Annotated in this window: 22 protein-coding genes; 15 read left to right on the forward strand and 7 right to left on the reverse strand. The window is 41.5% G+C overall.

The genetic code is table 11. The annotated features are described in order from the left end of the window. The first annotated feature begins 175 nt into the window (after window positions 1-175). Window positions 176-2,155 (forward strand): type VI secretion system Vgr family protein, encoded by a 1,980-nt coding sequence (locus BDD30_RS18860; protein ID WP_015834582.1) that lies wholly within the window; start codon window positions 176-178, stop codon window positions 2,153-2,155. Continuing rightward, window positions 2,152-2,913 (forward strand): DUF4123 domain-containing protein, encoded by a 762-nt coding sequence (locus tag BDD30_RS18865; protein ID WP_015834581.1) that lies wholly within the window; start codon window positions 2,152-2,154, stop codon window positions 2,911-2,913. The genes BDD30_RS18860 and BDD30_RS18865 overlap by 4 nt, the downstream gene beginning before the upstream one ends. Window positions 2,914-2,964: 51 nt before the next feature. On the opposite strand, the gene BDD30_RS18870 is transcribed toward BDD30_RS18865, so the two are convergent. Further along, window positions 2,965-3,825 carry a MurR/RpiR family transcriptional regulator gene (locus tag BDD30_RS18870; RefSeq protein WP_015834580.1) on the reverse strand — a complete coding sequence of 287 codons (861 nt, stop codon included), beginning with the start codon at window positions 3,823-3,825 and terminating at the stop codon, window positions 2,965-2,967. 342 nt (window positions 3,826-4,167) lie between these two features. On the opposite strand from BDD30_RS18870, the gene zwf reads away from it, so the two are divergent. The 3 genes from zwf (at window position 4,168) to mdtI (ending at window position 7,144) form a co-directional block, all read left to right on the forward strand. Continuing rightward, window positions 4,168-5,643, forward strand: coding sequence for a glucose-6-phosphate dehydrogenase (zwf, locus tag BDD30_RS18875; protein ID WP_015834579.1), 1,476 nt, complete (start codon window positions 4,168-4,170; stop codon window positions 5,641-5,643). Window positions 5,644-6,393: 750 nt separating this feature from the next. After that, window positions 6,394-6,810, forward strand: a complete 417-nt coding sequence (gene mdtJ, locus BDD30_RS18880) for a multidrug/spermidine efflux SMR transporter subunit MdtJ (RefSeq protein WP_015834578.1) — start codon at window positions 6,394-6,396, stop codon at window positions 6,808-6,810. A gap of 1 nt (window position 6,811) precedes the next feature. Next, on the forward strand, window positions 6,812-7,144 hold the full coding sequence (mdtI, locus tag BDD30_RS18885; protein ID WP_015834577.1) for a multidrug/spermidine efflux SMR transporter subunit MdtI: 333 nt from the start codon (window positions 6,812-6,814) through the stop codon (window positions 7,142-7,144). Between the two features lie 965 nt (window positions 7,145-8,109). Here mdtI and BDD30_RS18895 read toward each other — a convergent pair. Continuing rightward, window positions 8,110-8,457: a RidA family protein gene (locus BDD30_RS18895; RefSeq protein WP_015834575.1), complete on the reverse strand. Its 348-nt coding sequence runs from the start codon at window positions 8,455-8,457 to the stop codon at window positions 8,110-8,112. Window positions 8,458-8,556: 99 nt separating this feature from the next. Between BDD30_RS18895 and yoaA the strand changes: the two genes are divergently transcribed. The 4 genes from yoaA (at window position 8,557) to BDD30_RS18920 (ending at window position 13,173) form a co-directional block, all read left to right on the forward strand. Beyond that, on the forward strand, window positions 8,557-10,494 hold the full coding sequence (gene yoaA, locus BDD30_RS18900) for a DNA repair helicase YoaA (protein ID WP_015834574.1): 1,938 nt from the start codon (window positions 8,557-8,559) through the stop codon (window positions 10,492-10,494). A gap of 411 nt (window positions 10,495-10,905) precedes the next feature. Next, complete coding sequence (locus BDD30_RS18905; protein WP_015834573.1) at window positions 10,906-11,514, forward strand: CHAP domain-containing protein; 609 nt, start codon at window positions 10,906-10,908, stop codon at window positions 11,512-11,514. 162 nt (window positions 11,515-11,676) lie between these two features. Next, window positions 11,677-12,372 carry a tRNA (adenosine(37)-N6)-threonylcarbamoyltransferase complex dimerization subunit type 1 TsaB gene (tsaB, locus tag BDD30_RS18910; protein ID WP_015834572.1) on the forward strand — a complete coding sequence of 232 codons (696 nt, stop codon included), beginning with the start codon at window positions 11,677-11,679 and terminating at the stop codon, window positions 12,370-12,372. A gap of 219 nt (window positions 12,373-12,591) precedes the next feature. After that, complete coding sequence (locus tag BDD30_RS18920) at window positions 12,592-13,173, forward strand: Slp family lipoprotein (protein ID WP_015834571.1); 582 nt, start codon at window positions 12,592-12,594, stop codon at window positions 13,171-13,173. Window positions 13,174-13,263: 90 nt separating this feature from the next. Here the strand turns inward: BDD30_RS18920 and BDD30_RS18925 are convergent, their stop codons facing one another. Beyond that, window positions 13,264-13,776 carry a GNAT family N-acetyltransferase gene (locus BDD30_RS18925; protein ID WP_041381909.1) on the reverse strand — a complete coding sequence of 171 codons (513 nt, stop codon included), beginning with the start codon at window positions 13,774-13,776 and terminating at the stop codon, window positions 13,264-13,266. 357 nt (window positions 13,777-14,133) lie between these two features. Between BDD30_RS18925 and fadD the strand changes: the two genes are divergently transcribed. Both fadD and rnd read left to right on the forward strand, forming a co-directional pair. Next, window positions 14,134-15,822: a long-chain-fatty-acid--CoA ligase FadD gene (gene fadD, locus BDD30_RS18930; RefSeq protein ID WP_015834569.1), complete on the forward strand. Its 1,689-nt coding sequence runs from the start codon at window positions 14,134-14,136 to the stop codon at window positions 15,820-15,822. Between the two features lie 88 nt (window positions 15,823-15,910). Further along, the gene (rnd, locus tag BDD30_RS18935) at window positions 15,911-17,038 is read left to right on the forward strand and encodes a ribonuclease D (protein ID WP_015834568.1); all 1,128 of its coding nucleotides are present in this window, start codon (window positions 15,911-15,913) and stop codon (window positions 17,036-17,038) included. A gap of 235 nt (window positions 17,039-17,273) precedes the next feature. On the opposite strand, the gene minE is transcribed toward rnd, so the two are convergent. Genes minE through minC form a run of 3 tightly spaced genes read right to left on the reverse strand, consistent with a single transcriptional unit; the run spans window position 17,274 to window position 19,066 of the window. Further along, window positions 17,274-17,543, reverse strand: coding sequence for a cell division topological specificity factor MinE (minE, locus tag BDD30_RS18940; protein WP_015834567.1), 270 nt, complete (start codon window positions 17,541-17,543; stop codon window positions 17,274-17,276). 3 nt (window positions 17,544-17,546) lie between these two features. Continuing rightward, entirely contained in the window at window positions 17,547-18,359 is an 813-nt protein-coding gene (minD, locus tag BDD30_RS18945) for a septum site-determining protein MinD (RefSeq protein WP_015834566.1), read from the reverse strand. A gap of 23 nt (window positions 18,360-18,382) precedes the next feature. Further along, entirely contained in the window at window positions 18,383-19,066 is a 684-nt protein-coding gene (gene minC, locus BDD30_RS18950; RefSeq protein WP_015834565.1) for a septum site-determining protein MinC, read from the reverse strand. A 139-nt stretch (window positions 19,067-19,205) separates the two neighbouring features. On the opposite strand from minC, the gene BDD30_RS18955 reads away from it, so the two are divergent. From BDD30_RS18955 to BDD30_RS18970, 4 genes are all read left to right on the forward strand, one after another. Further along, the gene (locus tag BDD30_RS18955; protein WP_015834564.1) at window positions 19,206-19,478 is read left to right on the forward strand and encodes a YcgL domain-containing protein; all 273 of its coding nucleotides are present in this window, start codon (window positions 19,206-19,208) and stop codon (window positions 19,476-19,478) included. A gap of 240 nt (window positions 19,479-19,718) precedes the next feature. Next, window positions 19,719-20,375 (forward strand): fumarylacetoacetate hydrolase family protein, encoded by a 657-nt coding sequence (locus BDD30_RS18960; protein ID WP_015834563.1) that lies wholly within the window; start codon window positions 19,719-19,721, stop codon window positions 20,373-20,375. Between the two features lie 25 nt (window positions 20,376-20,400). Then, window positions 20,401-20,835, forward strand: coding sequence for a YcgN family cysteine cluster protein (locus tag BDD30_RS18965; RefSeq protein ID WP_015834562.1), 435 nt, complete (start codon window positions 20,401-20,403; stop codon window positions 20,833-20,835). 195 nt (window positions 20,836-21,030) lie between these two features. Further along, complete coding sequence (locus tag BDD30_RS18970) at window positions 21,031-21,669, forward strand: hypothetical protein (protein ID WP_015834561.1); 639 nt, start codon at window positions 21,031-21,033, stop codon at window positions 21,667-21,669. Between the two features lie 68 nt (window positions 21,670-21,737). Here BDD30_RS18970 and BDD30_RS18975 read toward each other — a convergent pair whose 3' ends face one another. Then, window positions 21,738-22,358: a hypothetical protein gene (locus BDD30_RS18975; RefSeq protein ID WP_015834560.1), complete on the reverse strand. Its 621-nt coding sequence runs from the start codon at window positions 22,356-22,358 to the stop codon at window positions 21,738-21,740. Window positions 22,359-22,632 lie beyond the last annotated feature (274 nt).

Raw genomic sequence — 22,632 nt, forward strand, 5'->3', positions numbered from 1 at the left:
ATATTGAGGACAATCTACCATGATAAATACAAAAAAATACTTGCCGGTATTGAAAGATGGCCGGATGGATATTAACAGAGATTCTATTGACTATTGGAAAATAAAATAATGCTGAAAAGGTCTTATCACTGATTTGTTTAAATATAAATATCAACTTTATAAATAAGGAGTCCATATGAACGATGGATTACATTTTCTCTGTCATGTTACCGATTTGCCAGAGAAAACATTTGCTGTAGCCGAGTTTTCTTTGCAGGAAGAATTGTCCCAACTGTTTATTCTGAGTTTAACCTTAGTCAGTAAACGGGCAGATATTGATTTGGAATCATTGTTACTCCAGTCGGTGAAATTCCGGGTTGTTTTTAATGATGTTGAGCAGCGTCAGGTCAGCGGTGTGATTGCACGGGCCGAACGGGGTAATACCGATGCCCATCAAACAACTTACTTTCTTATCGTCCGGCCTGCACTCTGGCGGCTAACGCTTAATCAGGACAGCCGGATTTACCATCAGCAAAGTATCCCGCAAATCCTTAACAGCCTGTTGCAAAAACACCGTGTTTTGTCTGATTCTCAACTGGATTCGTCACATCTCACGCGTGAGTATGTGACGCAGAAACGCGAGTCCGATTATGAATTTTTTACCCGGTTAGCAGCAGAAGAAGGGCTGAGTTTCTGGTTTGAAGATGACAAATTATTTTTTAGTGACAGCCATTTGGGGATGATGGCCACACCACCGCTGGTCTATAACCCTCAGATACGGCAGGCTACCGAAATGAATGTCATTAATCAGATCCATCTGGGGGTTTCCATGACGCCGCAACGGGTGATTTATAAAGACCGTAATCCCCGCAATCCCGATTACCGCCTGATGCACCGGGCTGATATCAATCCCGATATTTACGGACAGGAAACGTTGTTCACAATCTTTGAAAGCTATGGCCGTTTTCAGAAAGATGCTGAAGCAAAACCCTTTGTCCGCCACCGTCAACAGGAATACCAAAATCAACGTCAGACCGGCAGCGGGCAAAGTAACTGTTTTCAATTGATGCCCGGTAAAATCTTTGAGATGAGCGAACATCCGGTTGATGCGATGAATGATCGCTGGCAAATCATTACCATTCGTCATTATGGCCGGTGTCCACAGGTGTTACAGGAAGCCTATGGGGAACAAGGAACCTTCTTTTCAAACGAGTTCAGTTTTATTTCCGGCTATGATGACTGGCGACCGCCATATTATTACAAACCGCTGGCCGATGGTAAGGAAGTGGCGACCGTGGTTGGTCCGGCAGAGGAAGAGATTTATGTCAATGAGGATGGCTGTATCCGTATCCATTTCCACTGGAATCGCTACGATGAGGCCGATGACAGCGCATCCTGCTGGGTACGGTTCACACAGGGCTGGAATGGCAGCGGCTACGGTTTTATGGCGATCCCCCGTATTGGTCAGGAAGTCATTGTTTCCTATCTAAATGGCGATATTGATCGCCCAATTGTCACCGGCTGTACCTACAATGGTCTGAATCGTCCACCGCTGGATTTACCTGCCGAAAAAACCCGAACCACTTTTAAAACCCAGACTCACAAAGGGGAGGGTTTTAATGAACTACGGTTTGAGGATGAAAAAGATCGGGAAGAGATTTATCTACACGGGCAAAAAGACCTGACCGCGCATATTGAACACGATGCTTACTGGCATATCAAACACGATCATAAGCAGCGGATCGATAACAGTCGTTACAGTGAAATCGGTGCCGATGATCACCAGAAAATCACCGGTTCAATTAAGCACAGCACTGATGGTAACGTGTCACACCGTATTACCGGTAGTCAGTATTTACAAGCTGGGGATGCACTAGTCGCTGAAAGTGGTCAGGAGATACATTTAAAAAGCGGGGGCAAAATTGTGCTAGAAGCTGGGTCAGAAATCACGTTAAAAGTAGGTGGTAGTTTTATACGGCTAACTCCCGGCGGTATTCTGACTTCCGCGAATTTATCTGTCGGGCAGGGTTCTGCCGGTACGGGGCGTGGGCTGTCTCTGCAACTGCCGGACGGTGTAGAGCCGCTGCTGGATATTAAATTCCCGGCCAAACCGTCTTGTGCTTTGCTGGCTCAACGGGAAGCTAACTGGGTTATCAATCAACAGGAGGATATATGAATATAGCTATGAGCTGGCAACAGTGGTTGACTGCCCCCAATAAATCGCCCGTTTTCTTTATGCTGAATTCGCTGGCCCAGCCTGATCCGGTTGATCTCTTTTACACTCAGGATTGGGTTGAACAGGCGTTTCCTTTATATAGTGATACTCAGATGAATCACCTTTTGGCGCAAAGCCCTTGGCTAGTTCAGCCAAAGTCAGGCTGCTTGTCAATGATTGCTCATCAGCTTGATCGTCAAGCATTGAGTGATATCAGCTGGGGTTGGGCTTATCGTAGTGATAACTCATGGTCGCAACAGCTTAATCACTGGCGTTCACGCCAGTTGGTGATCTTACAGGAAAAACAGGTGGTTTTTCGCTTAATGGATGCGCGCATTTTCAGTCCGTTATTACCGGCAATGACCGATAGCGATTGGTCAGAATTACTGACCCCGGTAAGTGAGTTAATGATAGATACACCTGAACCACACATTTATTACCGCCCTGAAAATTGTGATCAAAGCAGGAGTGATAAGCCTTTTGTTCTGGGGCATCATTTGATTCAAGCCTGGCATCGTTCTACTTATGCCCTGCAAGGATTGGTATTTGCGCTGAGTAGTGATCTATGGGAGAACCACGGTGAATTGGCTGAAAAACTGGATACGCCAAAAGGAAAGTTACAGGAACGGATTACTGATTGGTTACGATATCGTTTAGAAAGTGGAGATGACATTGGTAAACTGACCAGTGCAGATTATTTACAGGCACTTAATGAGTAATAAACAATCGCTGACTGCGCAATCGTTGCGAGTCAGCCTAACAACAAGGCTTCAGGCTGGGGGAAAGCCAATCTTATCAAAGCGTGAATTTCGTAGTGCTTCTTTGACTTTTTTTAAGTTATCTCTGAATGCCGTACCTCGGCGCAGGGTAAATCCGGTAGCCAGAACATCAATGACGGTTAATTGAGCGATTCTTGATACCATTGGCATATAGATATCGGTATCTTCTGGGACATCCAGAAGAATGGAGAGCGTTGCTTCGCAGGCAAGAGGGGAGTTGCGGGAGGTAATTGCGATGACTGTCGCATCATTCTGACGTGCAAGTTGTGCTGCTTCAACCAGGCTTTTTGTTCTGCCAGTATGGGATATCAACACGACTACGTCACCTTCGGTACTGTTAATACAGCTCATCCGTTGCATCACAATGTCATCAAAATAGATAACTGGAATATTGAACCGGAAGAATTTATTCATGGCATCATGAGCAACTGCGGCAGAAGCCCCTAAGCCAAAAAATGAGATTTTCCGCGCTTGAGTCAATAAATCGACTGCTCGGTTAATGGCAGTAATATCCAAATTACTTTTTACTGTGTCCAGCGTCGCCATGACTGATTCAAATATCTTATTGGTATAGGCGCTAACGGTGTCGCTTTCTTCAACATTACGATTTACATAGGGTGTGCCATTGGCAAGGCTTTGGGCCAGATGGAGTTTGAAATCGGGGAAACCTTTGGTTTCGAGACGACGGCAAAAACGGTTAACGGTTGGCTCACTGACTTGCGCCATTTTTGCTAGTGTTGCGATACTGGAATGAATTGCCGTTTGCGGTGAAGCCAGGATTATCTGCGCCACTTTTTTTTCTGATTTACTTAAAAACTCAATACTGTTTTGCACCCGTTCCAGTGTGTTCATAAAACGTAATTACCTATGGTTTTAACGATTTCATTCAAAAAGGAAATCTATGTAAGTTTTATGAAAATATACTACTAGTAAATTGAAGCTGGCAGCAGGAAGTCACAATAATCTAATATTTTTCATAAAAGTATGACAAGTGTCTAACTTTCACATCGGTAATTCTCTTTCATATAAGTTGTAAAATTACCTAATAATATAATTATTCAGTGGCAGTAGCACCTATTGCTAATAGAAGATTAGCGTTATTCGCTATAGCTGTTTACGTGCTATAGCCAAAAGGGTACATTATCGGCTAAAGCTGTAACAAAATTACAATATCCCGCAACAAGGAGATGCAATATGGCGGTTACTTCCACGGCTCAGGCTTGTGATTTAGTAATTTTTGGTGCTAAAGGGGATTTGGCTCGCCGGAAATTATTACCTTCCCTTTATCAGCTTGAGAAAGCGGGTTATATCCATCCTGAAACCCGAATTATTGGTGTCGGTCGGGCTGATTGGGATAAAAAGGCTTATACCAAAGTGGTTGAAGAAGCTTTAAATACCTTCTTATCGGAAGAATTAGATCCAGAGTTATGGAAAACACTGAGTGAACGTTTGGCGTTTTGCAATCTGGATGTTAATCAAAAGGAAGACTTTGCCAAACTGAAAGCAATTCTTAAGCGGGAGAATCGGCCTGCAATTCACTATTTTGCGATGCCACCAAGTACTTTTGGCTCAGTTTGTCATGGATTGGGCCTTGCAGGACTAAATAAAGAGCCAAACCGGGTTGTGATGGAAAAGCCTTTAGGGATCGATCTTGAATCATCTAAAGCCATTAATGATGAAGTGGCAAAATATTTCAATGAGTGTCAGGTTTATCGTATCGATCATTATCTGGGTAAAGAAACGGTATTGAATTTGTTGGCGTTGCGGTTTGCCAATTCTTTGTTCGTGAATAACTGGGATCACCGGACAATTGATCATGTACAAATTACGGTAGCGGAAGAAGTCGGTATTGAAGGCCGTTGGGGTTATTTTGATCAGGCCGGGCAGATGCGCGATATGATTCAGAATCACTTGTTACAAATATTGACTATGATTGCGATGTCTCCTCCGGCAGATTTAACAACAGACCATATCCGTGATGAAAAAGTGAAAGTATTGCGTTCTCTGCGCCGTATTGATCACACAAATGTACGGGAGAAAACGGTGCGCGGTCAGTACACCGCTGGTTTTGTTCAGGGCAGTAAGGTACCGGGTTATCTGGAAGAAGAGGGAGCTAACCAGTCTAGTAGAACAGAAACTTTTGTCTCTATCCGTGTCGATATTGATGACTGGCGTTGGGCTGGGGTTCCTTTTTATTTGAGAACCGGTAAGCGCCTGCCAACTAAATGTTCTGAGGTGGTGGTTTATTTCAAGAAACCGGCACTGAATTTGTTCTCTGAATCTTATCAACAGTTACCGCAGAACAAACTGACTATTCGTCTGCAACCGGATGAAGGTATTGATATTGAAGTGCTGAACAAAGCACCGGGGCTTGAGCATAAACACCGTTTGCAAACAACTAAGTTGGATTTGAGTTTCTCTGAAACTTTTAATCATATTCCGCTAGCGGATGCTTATGAGAGGTTATTACTGGAAGCGATGCGTGGTATTCAGGCGCTATTCGTTCGTCGTGATGAAGTGGAAGAAGCCTGGAAGTGGGTCGATTCTATTATGAATGCATGGGCGGCGGATAATGAAGCGCCTAAGCCTTATCAGGCGGGAACGTGGGGACCCGTTGCTTCTGTTGCTATGATCACCCGTGATGGCCGTTCGTGGAATGAATTCGAATAACTGACGATAAATGAGGGAGATATATACCTTATGGATTTCAAGATGCATCGCGACGGCCAGGGAGCGAATCCCCGGGAGCATAGATAACTCTGTGACCGGGGTGAGTGAGTGCAGCCAACAAAGAGGCAACTTGAAAGATAACGGGTATATACCCAATAAATTTCGAGTTGCAGCGCGGCGGCAAGTGAACGAATCCCCAGGAGCATAGATAACTATGTGACTGGGGTGAGTGAAAGCAGCCAACAAAGCAGCAACTTGAAGGATGAAGGGTATACATCCCTCCATTGAGGCTCAAGCCGTACGATGGGCGGCTTGGCTTATCGGCTCATGTTGATATTTGCTCCGCTTTTTTTATTCATTTGTGATGTCAGACAAGAAAAGAATAAAATTAAGCAGTTGCTTTCTATTATTCAATATGATAGAAGTATCAAGACAATCAATACCATAACTATGAGGATTCTTAGTATATCGCTCGGAATATCGGTGCGATGAAAGAATGAGATATCATGAACAGCGCCAAAAGCGTCAAGTTTCAAAGTTCCACCCATGTGCTTTTCCTTTCTACCATTTTATCCAGTGAACATTACTGGTGCGGTGCGTTGTAGCGTCTGACTCCTGTTAACCGGTTTTTAACCGGCGTTTCTATTTCGTCAAAACGTTAGCTTATTTTTCTCATCTCATACGTAGGTGATTTGGCTCATTTATGGCTTGCGTCTTGACGTGCGTATTTGCATGTTCAGGAGAAAGAAAATGATTTATTGGTTATTCCTTGCAATGGCAATTGTTACCGAAGTTATCGGTACCTTATCGATGAAACATGCCAGCGTTTCCGGCGGTTCAGCTGGCATGGCAGTTATGTATATCATGATCGCCACATCCTATATCTTGCTGGCAATGGCAGTGAAAAAAGTTGCACTGGGCGTTGCGTATGCTTTGTGGGAAGGTGTTGGCATTCTCTTTATTACTGTTTTTAGTGTGATGTGGTTTGATGAATCACTGTCATTGATGAAAGTAGGCGGTTTGGCTCTGTTGGTGACAGGGATTATGCTGATTAAATCCGGTACTAAAAAAGCCGCGGTCAAAAAATCAGCTGAAGCAGTGAAACAGATGGCAAGTAAGGCGGTCAGTGCTGCAACCACTAAAAACAGTAAAATAAAGGAGGCATAACATGTTGCAACAATTTGAATGGTGGCATGCTGCGTTTCTGTTTCTTGCTGTAGTGTTAGAAATTGTAGCGAATATTTTACTGAAATTTTCTGATGGATTCAGACGCCCTTGGATGGGTATTTTCTCACTTGTTGCCGTCCTTGGGGCGTTTAGTGCGCTTGCTCAGGCAGTGAAGGGAATTGAGCTTTCCATTGCTTATGCTTTGTGGGGCGCTTTCGGTATTATCGCAACGGTTGCGGCTGGCTGGATTATGTTTAATCAGCGATTGAATTGTAAAGGCTGGGGTGGCATTGTCTTATTGCTGTTGGGGATGGTGATGATCAAGATGGCTTAAGCCAGTGTAATCTAATCCGGGGGAGTGTGGTTTACAGAAGTTATTTTAATTTTGTAGTTCTTTATGCAGCTTATAATTATTTCTTATCTGCTGAGATATTTTAATTAAATACTGTAATATCGCCTCCCACTTTGATTTTTAAAATTAAAGAAAAAATATATTATTGATATTCTGGTTTTTAAATAAATGATGGGGGTTATTATACTCAATAGATTTCAATTTGCAGCTCGGCGGCAAGTGAAAGCAGCCAACAAAGCAGCAGCTTGAAAGATGAAGAGTATATTTATTTTTATATATCTGCTGGCCTGCAATTATTATTTTGCATAATAGCCAGCAGATATAGATAAGGTAACTTTTAGCAGGTAAAACATACATCTGGCGTATGACCATCTTTCGAACAACAACCAGGACAACAAGACTGAAGGATATGGAAACCATCACCCATATCCCTTATGCCAAAGTCTTCATAGCGATAGAAAACATGTTGACCAATTGAGGCCGAGCAAGATGGGCAACTTTTGTAGATCTTACCTTCTACTTGCGCAACAATTGAATCATGAAAGGAACAATTACAACTTGAACAAACATCCATAGAATGCTCCACACCAAGTGATAAGAGTTATTAAAGGTTAGACCACGTTGATATTCATTAAACAATGGCCAGGCACTTGTGCGCCTAGTAGAAAGTATGGATGACTCATAAGTATAATTCAATATTGGAAGTGTAAATATAGAAAATCCATTTGGTATATACCCTATGGATTTCAAGATGCATCGCGACGGCAAGGGAGCGAATCCCCGGGAGCATAGATAACTATGTGACTGGGGTGCGTGAACGTAGCCAACAAAGCAGCAACTTGAAAGATGAAGGGTATAGATATTATAAGATTTTTTGGGGATATTCTTAATAACTTCCAAGTAATTAAAATATAAATACGGATAGTAAGAATATCCCGAAATTAATATTAAATTCCCGCGATAATTTTTATCTCGACTTTATATTTGGGGTTCATTAACTTGGCTTCAATAGTGCAACGCACAGGTGCACTTCCTGCGACAACCCATGCATCCCAGACGGCGTTCATACCAGCAAAGTCTTCTTTGTCAGCCAGAAAAATAGTGGCATCGATAATTTTACTTTTATCAGATCCAAGGCGCTGTAACGTGATATCAATAGCAGCCAGTGTATCAGCCATTTGCTCAGTAATATCACCATCCAGCTTTTCTTCTGGCACGCTGGTGTAGTAGATGGTTTTATTGTGGATCACAGCTTCCGACCAGCGATCTTGTGGATCAATACGTTCAATTGTCATGGATACCTCTTTAGTTAACTGCTATCTGCCTGATTTTGGGTGGTGATCAGAACATAGTATTGGCATAATCTCCATCCATTTTATTAAAAGAGACAGTTTGTGTCAGACGATTTTGCGAAAAACGGCGCGCTTGCTAAAGCAATAAAAGGTTTTAAACCCCGTGATGCTCAAAGAGAGATGGCTGCTGTTATTGAGTGTGCGATTAAAAACCATCAGCAACTGGTGGTAGAGGCGGGCACAGGAACAGGTAAGACATTTGCTTATTTGGCTCCTGCATTGCGTTCTGGGCAGAAAGTGATTATTTCCACTGGTTCTAAGGCTCTACAGGATCAGCTTTATAATCGTGATTTGCCGACTGTGGCTGAAGCGATTAATTTCACCGGTAAACTGGCGTTGTTAAAAGGCCGCTCGAATTATCTTTGCTTGGAACGGCTGGAACAACACTCTTTTGGTGGTGGTCAGCTGGAAGCGGAAGTTCTGGCAGATATTGTTCGACTGAGAAGCTGGTCTTCACAAACTGAAGAGGGGGATATCAGCACTTGCCATCAGATAGCGGAAGACAGTCACGTTTGGCCGTTAGTAACCAGTACTAACGATAATTGTCTTGGCAGTGATTGTCCGCGTTATCAGGAATGTTTTGTTCTGAAAGCTCGTCGTCGGGCAATGGATGCGGATGTTATCGTTATCAATCATCATCTGTTTATGGCGGATATGGTGGTGAAAGAAACTGGATTCGGTGAGTTAATTCCGCAAGCAGAAATTAAGATATTTGATGAGGCACATCAAATCCCCGATATCGCTAGTCAATATTTTGGTCAGCAATTAAGTAGCCGCCAACTGATAGATCTATCCAGAGACATTATTATGGCGTATCGCACGGAAGTGCGGGATCAAGCTCAGTTACAGAAGAGCGCGGATCGCCTGAGCCAGAGTACACAGGATTTTCGGCTGGCATTAGGGGAGCAGGGTTATCGTGGTAATTTGCGAGAGTTGTTGCAAAATTCGCAGGTACAACGGGCACTCCTATTACTTGATGATGCACTTGAGCTTTGCTATGACGTGATGAAGCTATCTTTAGGGCGTTCAGTTATGCTGGATGCGGCATTTGAAAGAGCGACTGTTTATCGTAATCGTCTTAAGCGTTTGAAAGATGTGACTATCCCCGATTACAGTTATTGGTTTGAAAGTTATGGTCGTCATTTTCTTCTGGCGTTGACTCCCCTGTCGGTTTCCGACAAGTTCAGTGAAATGATTAATGAACAATCCGGCTGTTGGGTTTTTACCTCAGCCACATTATCTGTTAACGAACAGCTTTCACATTTCACCGAACGGCTTGGGCTAAAACAAGCAAAAACTTTATTATTACCGAGTCCATTTGATTATCAGAGTCAGACACTGCTTTGTGTTCCTCGTTATTTGCCGTCACCGAATCAGGCGGGTGGTGCAAAATGGTTGGCGAAGATGCTTAAACCGCTGATTGAAGCTAATAAAGGCCGTTGTTTCTTTTTATGCACTTCACATCAGATGATGCGCAGTTTGGCTGAAGAGTTTCGTGCCAGCATGACATTGCCGGTTTTAGTTCAGGGCGAAACGAGTAAAAGTCAGCTACTTTCGCAGTTTATTTCTGCCGGCAATGCGTTATTAGTGGCAACCAGCAGTTTTTGGGAAGGTGTAGATGTGCGGGGTGATGCGCTTTCTTGTGTCATTATCGATAAGTTGCCATTTACGGCGCCGGATGATCCATTATTAAAAGCGCGTATTGAAGATTGTCAGCTAAAAGGTGGTGATGCATTTAATGAAGTTCAGCTGCCAGATGCGGTTATCAGCCTGAAACAAGGTGTCGGGCGGCTTATTCGTGATGTTGATGATTATGGTGTGGTCGTGATTTGTGATAACCGCTTGGTAACGCGTCCATATGGTGAAGTGTTTCTTAACAGTTTACCCCCTTCGCCACGAACTCGTGATTTAGCAAAAGCTGTCGCTTTCCTTGAAGCTCGGCAATCTTTAAAGATTCTCGATAAAACAGACCAAGGATAGGAAAATATGATTTATTGGTTATATATACCTAATAGATTTCGAGCCGCAGCGTGGCGGCAAGTGAGCGAATCCCCGGGAGCATAGCGAACTATGTGACTGGGGTGAGTGAGTGCAGCCAACAAAGAGGCAACTTGAAAGATAACGGGTATAAATAGTTATGGAATTATATAGCATCATATAGTATCAAAATATAAATTTAATAAAGTACCTGTCTTATAATCAGCTAATGAAGATAATTCTGGCTTTTTAGCCAGAATTTATATCCAAGCGGAATAGTATAAAAAACAAACTCATATATCATATCACTCAAGACACTTAATATTTTTTGCTGTATTATCCTGCTGCGCTTTATAACCGGATTTCAGACTTAAAAAATTAAAGGATTTTAACCGCAGTAATAAAGGTCTATACATGAAAAAGAAGTTAATTACAGGGTTAGTTATTATCGGTTTATTATGTTGTTTAGCTTTTTCGGTGACAACAAAAACTAATTTAAATCCAGCACATAAAGTAGGGGATGTCATTGATAACTATCAGAATGTTGCAGTCTATTATAATGGTGGGGTTGATACGTCATTGGGGCGCAATTTGTCGGAAGATGGCTATAATTTGGGAATAAAATATCAGTGTGTTGAATTCATAAAACGTTTTTATTTTCAGTTCTATCACCATAAAATGCCAGATACCTATGGGCATGCAAAAGATTTCTTTGATCATTCTGTTGCTGATGGTGGAATAAATAAAAAACGGGCATTGTTACAATTCACCAATGGCAGTATTTCTGCACCAGAAACTGGCGATATTATTGTTTTTTCCCCAACATTGTTTAATCGCTATGGTCATGTTGCGATTGTTTCTGCTGTTGAGCCAACGTCAATTGAAATTATTCAGCAAAATCCAGGGCCATTTAGCTCATCACGTGAACGTTTCGAACTGCAACAAACTGAGGGAATATGGAGAGTGAAAAATCAGCGAATATATGGTTGGTTAAGAATGTTAAATGAGGGAGAAAAAAAATAGCAGTCAAAGGTATTGTTTATTAGGTGGGCTAAGATATTACAGAACGGAAATCCGGTTTATTATCTGTCTGTGATAATCTCCGGCAGCGATTTGGATAAAATAGACAAGGCTATGATAACATAGCGCCTTATTTCGAATCATATTGCTTGCCGAGGTTAAGGCATGTCCACACGAATTCTGGCTATTGATACTGCAACGGAAGCCTGTTCAGTTGCTCTTTGGAATGATGGTGCCGTTTTGGCACAGTTTGAAATTTCTCCACGTGAACACACACAACGTATTTTACCTATGGTTCAATCTGTTCTGACAGAAGCGGGTATCAGTTTACAGCAACTCGATGCTCTGGCTTTTGGCCGTGGGCCGGGTAGTTTTACTGGTGTACGTATTGGTGTTGGTATTGCTCAGGGGTTGGCTCTGGGAGCTGAATTGCCAGTCATTGGTGTTTCAACGCTCAATACGATGGCGCAAGGGGTTTTTCGCCTGACAGGATCAACTCAGGTATTAACCGCTATTGATGCCCGGATGGGAGAGATTTATTGGGGACAATATATTCGTAATCAGAAGGGTGAATGGCAGGGAAGTGAAACAGAAGCAGTACTGAAACCAGAGCGGATACAAGAGATCATGGCTTCATTGAATGGCGATTGGATGGTTGCTGGTACTGGCTGGCAGGCTTATCCCCAATTGAGGACAAGTCATTTAACGCTGAATGATAGTGATATTACATTACCTCATGCTGAAGATATGTTACCTCTGGCTGTACAGATGTGGCAAAACGGTGAAGTCACCTCTGTAGAACATGCGGAGCCGGTGTACTTACGTAATGAAGTTACTTGGAAAAAATTACCGGGCCGTTAAGCATTGATTGATGAAACTTGTAGTAAAACAAAGCATCAAATAGATATACCTTTCATCTTTCAAATTGCTGCTTTGTTGGCTGCTTTCACTCACCCCAGTCACATAGTTATCTATGCTCCTGGGGATTCGTTCACTTGCCGCCGCGCTGCAACTCGAAATTTATTGGGTATAGAGTTATTTTAAACATATTATTGGGTCAATTTTCAGGAGAAGGTAGTTATGTTGAAAGTAATAAACTGCCGGACGAGTATTCAAGCACTAATCGTATTAGTTGTTGTCATGCTCACAGGTTGTATCTCCGTTCCTGATTCAGTAAAGGGAACGTCACCATCGCCAGTGCAAGATCTGCTTTCTGTTAAGAATGCACCTGAGTTATTTATTGGTCAGGAAGGGCGATTTGGCGGTAAGGTACTTGATGTAGTGAATGAAAATCAGCGTACCCGTCTGGAGATATCGTCATTACCATTAGCATCAGATGCTAGTCCAGAACTGAATGAACCTTCTCTTGGTCGTGTCTATGCTTATGTTAATAGTTTTCTTGAGCCTAACGATTTTAAAGGAAATTACGTCACTGTGGTTGGTCCGATAATGGGTCTGGAAAAGGATAAAATTGGTCATGCGGATTACTCTTATGTTGTGATTAATGCAACGGGCTATCAGCGTTGGAGGGCCGTTCAGCGGGTATTGATGCCTTATGGGCCGGGGTCCTGGAATTATTATGGTTATCCATATTATTCAGGTTGGGGATGGAATTGGTATTATCCTGACCCAGCACCTGTTGAGACTATTTTGACCAGGTAAGCTAATTTCAATAACTGGAACTGCTTAGGCATTCTAATCTAAATTTAGTTGGAACCGCCGCATTTATGTGGCGGAATCATATTACTGTTTCTATGGTTTTATCGTTAACTTCATTGCAATCCTTGTACCTAAGCCAATGATTGCCTCCTTAGCCAAAATTCTCTGTAATTCATCAGGAATATCATCTGATGCTAGTACGACAAAACCAAACTTGTCATATAATCTCCGGCTTGGTATAAAATCGCGGAAAGTTGTGAGATAAAGTGCTGTTTTGTTGTGCTGTTTTAACTTTTCGATGATTAAATTAAGAAGGGCACTGGCAATGCCTTTACCATTATATTCCGGTAGTACATCAATCTCAGCTAACAGAGTTAATTGATTTAAAGAACGGATTAGCGCGAATCCGACCAGTTTTTGATCACTCTCTGCGACCCAAAGTCGTTTTTCTTGAATACTTGATTTAATTTCACATACAGGTAGGGTTTGACTACAGAGTGCTTTCGGCAGTAGTTCATCTGGAAAAAGAGAAGCAGCTTGTAGTTCTATATCGCTGATGGCAGCACTATCTTCGTAGCTCGCCGTTCTTATCGTAACGTTGTTCATAATCATATTTTATTAGTTTTGGTTTTTTAATAATGTATTGGAATAGATGAAAGCAATAAATGCTATTCTAAAAATGCTATCTTAAGCGAAAATGTATCGGTCAATGTGTAATCAATAGCTACCAAGTTAAATATTAACTATGGCAATAATATACTGATAATTAAAAATAATTTATAGACGACACAATTCCTTTGTTTTTGTGTATAAGGATTAACATGAAATTAGTGATGTGCATCTCAACCTGAGCAATGTTTCTTTTTTAAACTGGTATGCTGAGTTAATAATTTGTTAAAACAAGGCGTGCGTTATTTATTGGGCGAGTGATAACATAGCAATTAAAATTTCAGGAGTATTACCTTGGAGAAAGTCTGGCTAAAACATTATCCGGCAGATATCCCTGTGGAAATTGACCCGGATCGTTATGCATCATTGGTTGAAATGTTTGAAAATGCCGTAGCGCACTATGCAGATCAACCTGCGTATATAAATATGGGTGAGGTTATGACCTTCCGTAAGTTGGAGGAGCGTAGCCGGGCGTTTGCTGCTTATTTGCAAAATGGTTTGGGATTAAGCAAAGGGGATCGTATTGCATTGATGATGCCAAACTTGTTGCAATACCCTGTTGCTTTGTTTGGTTCTTTGCGCGCAGGTTTGGTTGTCGTAAACGTAAATCCTTTGTATACGCCACGCGAACTTGAACATCAGCTTAATGACAGCGGCGCTTCAGCCATTGTGATCGTTTCTAACTTTGCTCATACGCTGGAGAAGATCGTTTTTAATACCAGAGTTAAGCATGTTATTTTGACGCGTATGGGTGATCAGTTATCTCGTCCTAAAGGTACATTGGTTGATTTTGCTGTGAAATATATCAAACGGTTGGTACCGAAATATCACCTGCCTGATGCTATTTCATTTCGTTGTGCGATACATAAAGGTTATCGCATGCAATATGTGAAACCGGATATTAACGGTGATGATTTGGCCTTCCTGCAATATACTGGTGGCACTACCGGCGTCGCTAAAGGGGCGATGCTGAGTCATCGTAATATGCTAGCAAATCTTGAGCAGGCAAAAGCGGTTTATTCGCCATTACTGCGGGTGGGTCAGGAACTAATAGTTACTGCGCTACCGCTTTATCATATATTTGCGTTAATGGTGAACTGTTTGCTACTTATTTACGTGGGTGGATGTAATCTTCTGATCACTAATCCGCGTGATATTACAGGGACAGCTAAGGAATTGAGTCGTTATCAGTTCACTTCAGTGACTGGTGTGAATACGTTGTTTAACGCTTGGTTAAATAATGAAGAATTTAAGAAGCTTGATTTTTCCGCATTGCGTCTTGTTGTTGGTGGTGGTATGCCAGTTCAGAAAACAGTTGCTGAGAAGTGGGCTAAAGTGACGGGAAGGACTCTTCTTGAGGGATATGGTTTGACAGAGTGCTCACCATTGGTTTCCTGTAATCCTTATAACGTGAAAAATTACACTGGTAGTATAGGCTTTCCAGTGTCTTCAACGGACATCAAACTTACCGATGATGATGGTAATGAGGTACCAATAGGCCAGCAGGGAGAACTGTGGGTCCGCGGCCCACAGGTTATGGTGGGTTATTGGAATCGCCCTGATGCGACAGACGAAGTATTGAAAGATGGCTGGGTAGCAACGGGTGATATTGCGAATATCAATGAACAAGGTTTTATTCATATCGTAGATCGTAAGAAAGATATGATTTTGGTTTCTGGTTTCAATGTGTATCCTAATGAAGTTGAAGATGTTGTATCAGCTCACCCGAAAGTGCTAGAGTCAGCAGCAATAGGTGTACCAAGTGAAAGCTCCGGTGAAACCGTTAAAGTATTTGTGGTTCGGATAGATTCCAGTTTGACCGAGGATGAACTTAAAACGCATTGTCGTCGTTATCTGACAGGTTATAAGGTACCTAAAATCATTGAGTTCCGGGATGAATTACCTAAATCTAATGTAGGTAAAATTCTTCGAAGGGAACTGCGAGGTGAAGAGGAAAAAGTAAGGAATGCAGTTGTAGCCTGACCCTTTTCATAATACTTATAAGCACGACAACGCCGGTTTCATCCGGCGTTGTCGTGCTTATTCCATGAATGGCTAAGAGAACTATGTTTTGAATTATCAGTTGATCACCACAGATGCTCAGTTGCAACAAGTCTGCGAAAGAGCGAAAGAATACGCAAAAATAGCATTGGATACTGAATTTGTACGCACACGGACGTATTACCCCCAATTAGGTTTGATACAACTGTATGATGGCGAACAACTTTCTCTGATAGATCCGCTTAATATCACTAACTGGCAACCTTTTCGTGAATTAATTACCAATCCTCAGATATTGAAGTTTCTGCATGCTGGTAGTGAAGATTTAGAAGTCTTTTTGAATGCTTTTCAATGTCTGCCGGAACCGATGATTGATACTCAAGTCCTTGCTGCTTTTATCGGGCATCCTCTTTCATGTGGTTTTGCCGCATTAGTGGCTGAATATATCCATGTCGAATTGGATAAAAGCGAATCTCGTACTGATTGGCTTGCTCGTCCATTAAGTGAAAAGCAGTGCGAATATGCGGCAGCGGATGTTTATTATCTGCTGCCCTTGGCTGATATCTTGATAACTGCGACAACCCAGGCCGGATATATGGAAGCGGCGATAGGGGAGTGTGAGCTTATTAGTCAACGCCGCAGGGAGATATTAGCCCCGGAATGTGCTTATAAACAGATAGGTAATATCTGTCAATTACGACCCCAACAGCTGGCGTGTTTGAAAATGCTGGCGGCATGGCGTTTGAATCAGGCCAGAGAGCGTAATTTGGCGGTGAACTTTGTTATTCGTGAAGAAAACTTATGGCAGGTAGCACGTTATATGCCAACCTCTTTAGCAGAATTGGATGCGTTGGGATTGAGTGGACAGGAGATTCGTTGTCATGGGCGTCGTTTGTTGGCAATGGTGGCTGAAAGTGAAAATATTCCAGAAAGCGAATGTCCTCCACCAGTGACAAACTTGATTGATCAACCTGGTTATCGCAAAGCGTTTAAGGATATTAAGGCACTGATCAGTCAGGTAAGTGAACAGCATAAATTTAATTCAGAGTTACTGGCGTCTCGTCGTCAGATTAATCAGTTACTCAGTGCTCACTGGAAGTTGAAGCAATTAAATGGCAAACCTGAATTGCTCAGTGGATGGCGAGGAGGATTGCTGGCTGAACCAGTCGCAGAGATTCTGGCGAATTATCCTAATTAATGCATCAGATGAGAGTAATTGCTTTAGCCTGCGCGATATCAGGCTAAAGCGTGCGGGTGGGGTTCTCATTTAGAGTTACCCCATCTCAAGCTGTTACATAATCGACTTGGTGATTTTGATATACCCAATAGATTTCAATTTGCAGCGCGGCGGCAAGTGAACGCAGCCAACAAAGCAACAACTTGAAAGATGAAGGGTATAACAGTTGATGATAAAACAACCTTATTCACCCACGTTATTTCTGAACTTCTTCTGCCTCAGGTAATGTTATATTAAGCTCCAGTACGGAGATGTCATCACCTTTCTGTTCAAATTGCACAGAGAGCATTTCAGGGTCTACTTGTATATATTTACAGATTACGGCTAGGATATCCCGTTTCATATCAGGCAGATAGGCTGGTTCAGAATCACCACGGCGACGTTCTGCTACGATAATTTGCAGCCGCTCCTTAGCAATATTCGCTGTCGTCTTTTTCCTCGACAGAAAGAAATCTAGTAAAGCCATGTTTTACCCCCCAAACAGGCGCTTTAAGAAGCCCTTTTTCTCTTCTTCAATGAAACGGAAAGGCCGCTCTTCGCCCAATAAACGTTCAACAGTATCTGCATACGCTTTTCCTGCATCGGATTCCGTATCTAAAATAACCGGCTCTCCTTGGTTGGATGAACGCAGCACAGATTGATCTTCAGGAATAACACCAATTAAAGGAATACATAAAATTTCCAGAACATCTTCCATACTGAGCATATCACCACGGCTTACACGTCCGGGATTATAACGGGTCAGTAGTAGATGCTCTTTAATTGGATCTTCACCGCGTTCAGCGCGTCGTGATTTAGAGGCCAAAATACCCAGAATGCGGTCTGAATCGCGTACTGAAGAGACTTCAGGGTTAGTTGTGATGATGGCTTCATCGGCAAAATAGAGCGCGATTAATGCTCCACTTTCAATTCCGGCTGGAGAATCACAGATAATAAAATCAAAACCTTGTTTATCTAGATCGAGTAGAACTTGCTCAACGCCTTCAGTAGTGAGAGCGTCTTTATCGCGAGTTTGTGATGCGGGCAAGATATAAAGATTTTCAGTACGTTTATCCTTGATTAATGCTTGATTAAGGGACACATCGCCTTGAATAACATTTACGAAGTCGTAAACTACGCGTCGTTCACACCCCATAATCAGATCGAGATTGCGCAGACCGATATCAAAATCGATAACAACGGTTTTTTTTCCTCTTTGGGCAAGGCCAGTAGCAATGGCCGCGCTTGAAGTGGTTTTGCCAACGCCACCTTTACCTGATGTAACAACAATAATGCGTGCCATGAAGTAATTCCTTATTAAAAGGGCTAGATTAAAGGTTCGATAGTTAATTCATTATTTACCAGGCTAAGTTTTGCGGCTTTTCCTGCTAATTCAGTTGGAATATTATCGCCGAGCCAATATTGTCCTGCTATAGAGACTAGCTCAGCGTTTAAATGGGTACAAAAAACTTGACATTCCTGATCACCAGATGCACCAGCTAATGCTCGGCCACGCATCATGCCATAAATATGAATGTTGCCGTCTGCAATCAATTCTGCACCGGTGCTCACATTACTCGTGACAATAAGATCACTTCCTTGAGCATAAATTCTTTGGCCTGAACGAACTGGTAAATTAATTATGCGGGTCTTTTTGGCAGAAGGTTCTGTCGGTTTATTTTCCTGTGCCAGAACTCTTTGTTTTTTGCCCTCATTCAACAGCGGTAAGGATGCTTGTATTACCGCCCGGCGTTGCTTCTCATCACGGCAACCGCTAATTCCGACAACACGGAGCCCTGCTGAACCAATAGCATGATGCAAAGCTTTTAAATCAGCTTCTGCCGGCAGAGCGGAGATATTAATGACAACAGGCGCATTTTTCAGGAAATCCGGTGCTTGTTCCACCTTTTCCTGTAGGGCCTGTAGGATAATTTCAGGTTGGTCATTGTATAAATGAACGACTGAAAGTGTAAAATTACTGCCTTTTAGCTCAATTGGCGACTGTGACATCTATCCTGACTCAGATTCAGCAAATTTGAGATCCCCAGAAACAACATCTGGGATGCGATATTTTGAAATACAATAAACATGTTATAATTACTGAATTACTCAAGCAAGTCGCGGCCTTAATTTAAAAGAGTTTATTATAATGATTTGTGTGATTTACAGAAGTCCGAACCGAGAGCAAACATACCTTTATATTGAAAAAAGAGATGATTTCTCTCGTGTTCCTGAAGAGTTACTAAAAAGCTTTGGTCGGCCCCAATATGCAATGACTATCTCCTTGGCAGCTAGAAAAAAACTGGCAGGCGCTGATATAGAAAAAGTAAAAATATCGTTAGTTGAACAGGGTTTTTACCTACAAATCCCCCCTCCGGTCGAAAATTTAATGAATCAACATCTGGATCAGATGAAAAAATAAGAAAATCTGAGAATTTGATGAGTAAAATTAACTTTCATTGCGGTTTTATTGACCACTAAAATATTAACTGGGTGCAGTGTTTTCAAGGGAAAACAGCGTAGAATTGTACCTGTCTGGCCATCGAGTAATCCGGAGGATAGATTTCCTCTGAATGCCGCGAGTGCGTTATTCCTAATGATGTAGTGCAGCAAATGCTATAATCAGAGGTACCTGATAGACCAGACAGAGTGAGAAATGAGTATGTATCAGCACAGAGACTGGCAGGGCGCATTACTGGATCTTCCAGTTAACAAAGTTGTTTGTGTTGGCAGTAATTACGCTAAACATATTAAAGAGATGGGTTTTCAGCCGGCGGAGGAGCCGGTCATTTTCATTAAACCGGAAACTGCATTGTGTGATATACATCAGCCAATTGCAATTCCAAAAGATTTTGGTGTTGTTCATCACGAAGTTGAACTGGCTGTGTTGATAGGCACACAATTGAAACAAGCAAATGAGGAGCGTGTTGGTATAGCAATTGCCGGTTTTGCTGTCGCATTAGATCTTACCTTGCGTGATTTGCAGTCTAAATTCAAGAAAGCAGGTCAGCCGTGGGAAAAAAGTAAAGCGTTTGATGGTTCTTGCCCGATATCCGGGTTTATTCGGATGAGTAGTTTTGGTGATCCGCAGAATGCTCGGCTTTCACTGACTGTTAATGACGAACTGCGGCAGAATGGTAATACCAACGATATGCTGACACCCATCATTCCCCTGATCAGCTATATATCGCGTTTTTTCACTTTGCGGCCAGGAGATGTGATTCTCACCGGTACACCGGAAGGTGTTGGATCATTGGAGTCCGGAGATATGTTAAAGGTTACTCTGAATGATAATTCACTCACCACAAGAGTGATTTGAATAATATTAAGGAATAGTAGAAGTTATGTCTCAGCCTTTCTGGCAGGTAAAAACTCTGGATCAGATGACGGATGAAGAATGGGAATCATTATGTGATGGATGTGGGCAGTGCTGTCTGCATAAGTTGATGGATGATGATACCGATGAAATTTATTTCACTAATGTTGCCTGTAATCAGCTCAATATAAAAACTTGTCAGTGTAAAAATTATGAAGACCGTTTTAGATATGAGCCAGATTGTATCAAACTGACCCGTTATAATTTGCCGACTTTTGAGTGGTTGCCACTGACTTGTGCGTATCGTTTGCTTGCAGAAGGGAAGACATTGTTACCCTGGCATCCACTGATTAAAGGGTCTAAATCCGCAATGCATAGTGAAAGAATCTCGGTCAGGCATATTGCAGTACGGGAAATTGATGTTGTGGAATGGGAAGACCACATTTTGAATAAGCCGAAATAATGGTTTAATTAACTGTAATTTAATAAATTATTTTTCTATGTTTCCCTCGTTGGGATAGTTGTGATTTTGCTCTGGAGCTAAGTTATCCAATGGGTGTATCTATCGAAATTAACTAAAGGTTGATTGTATATAATTGCATCTATACTATTACCATTAGGTAATTAAACCTGTGGTTTATTAGAGGAAGCATAAAATATGCCAAGATATTCGGAAAACATAGAAAAAATTACCAATGATTTCAGTTGTTTGAATGAGCCAGAGCTCAACCGCGCTCTTTATAGTATCCTTGATTCCTCTGGTACTGATATTGTGCATGATGTGAATGAGCTCATTCTTCCACCGGGCTACCGATTGGTCAGGGTTGATAGCAGGTTAGATTTGGATATAGATGAACCTCACTTTGAATTGGCGTTACTGAGTGACGATGCAAAAGAAGTTGTTTACTACAACAAAGTCATTGTGATGAATGATTTGGTGCTTAATTGCAGCCCTGTATCGCAAACGCTTGTGTGGCGAACGAAAAAACCAAAACATAAAGCGGCGTTAAGTGATTTAGCAGCTAAAATTTTTTTCCACTACCTAATTAAAACATATGATGTAGTTGCTTCAAACGTCAACCAAATAATAGACGATATCTCTTTTTGGCAAGCGCGAATGTATGAAGCATTACAGTTTGGGCTTTATGTTTACGGTTATGATGTTATGACTTGTGAATTAAGAAATATCTTAGCTGAGGATGATGTTGGTAAAGAGCAGAGTTGGTTATGGGGTGATGCAGAATATTATATGGATAGATTAGCGATTATTTCCAAGATCACATTGCCTAATAAGTAATTAATTGTATCAGGTTATATCTGAGGTTAATATAATGGTTCGAACTAACTCGAACCATTATCAATTAATTAGAAAGCATTGGAAATCCAAGAATTAATTCTCTCAAAGAAGGATTTAATTGTCTCCCATGCTCTATTTAGCCACTCAGTAAGTTGTCTGGCTGCATCAAGTATGAAGCTGGAAAGTCTACCAAATAAGTTAGAAAAAAAAGTTCCAGTTTTCTCCATGAAGCTTTGTATTGCTGCTCTGGCGTTAGGAAATTGTAACCCGTATTGAATAGCTTTATCGTAGCTTGTATCAATTTGTCTGTTGTTCTCATCTTTGGTTCTTTGACGAGATTTATTCATGTTATCGATCCAGTCTTGGTCTGCATTGTCTGGATCAGAGATAATCGCATTTTGATATTTCTGAGTGCTGTCAATTACACTTGTCTTAGAAACTTGTGATATTGAATTAGCACCAGATTTCACTGAATCTTTTAATTCATTAATAATACCGTCTATTTTCTCATTTTCGGTAATATTTACATTTTCATATTGTTCCGCAAGCATATTTGCATATGCCTGGAGTTCAGATGTCGATGGCACAAATGGTTCAATTTTAGCATCATTTAACATACGTTTTGCGTGTTGACGCATTTCGTTCATTAGGTCGATAAATTGGATATCAGTAAGTGCAATATTTGACATGTATTATCTCCTTGTATTTATTAATAAATTATTTTAAATATAAAAAGTGTAGAACTCTTTATTAGAGTTGGTGGAAATAAGTTAAAAATAAGACGCATTATCTATATCTATTTTAATCGATTTTGGTTCGATATATCCATAAATGAATATGATGTAACTTAGATATTGATTTTGAGGTGCCAGAAAATGTTTTCCGGCACCTGCAACATAAAACACTTAAATAAAGAGAATTTCACTCTGCAAATGTTTAATGCTAACACTTATAACTGAGCTT

Origin of the sequence: Photorhabdus asymbiotica, assembly GCF_003634575.1 — a bacterium.
Taxonomy (GTDB): Bacteria; Pseudomonadota; Gammaproteobacteria; order Enterobacterales; family Enterobacteriaceae; genus Photorhabdus; species Photorhabdus asymbiotica.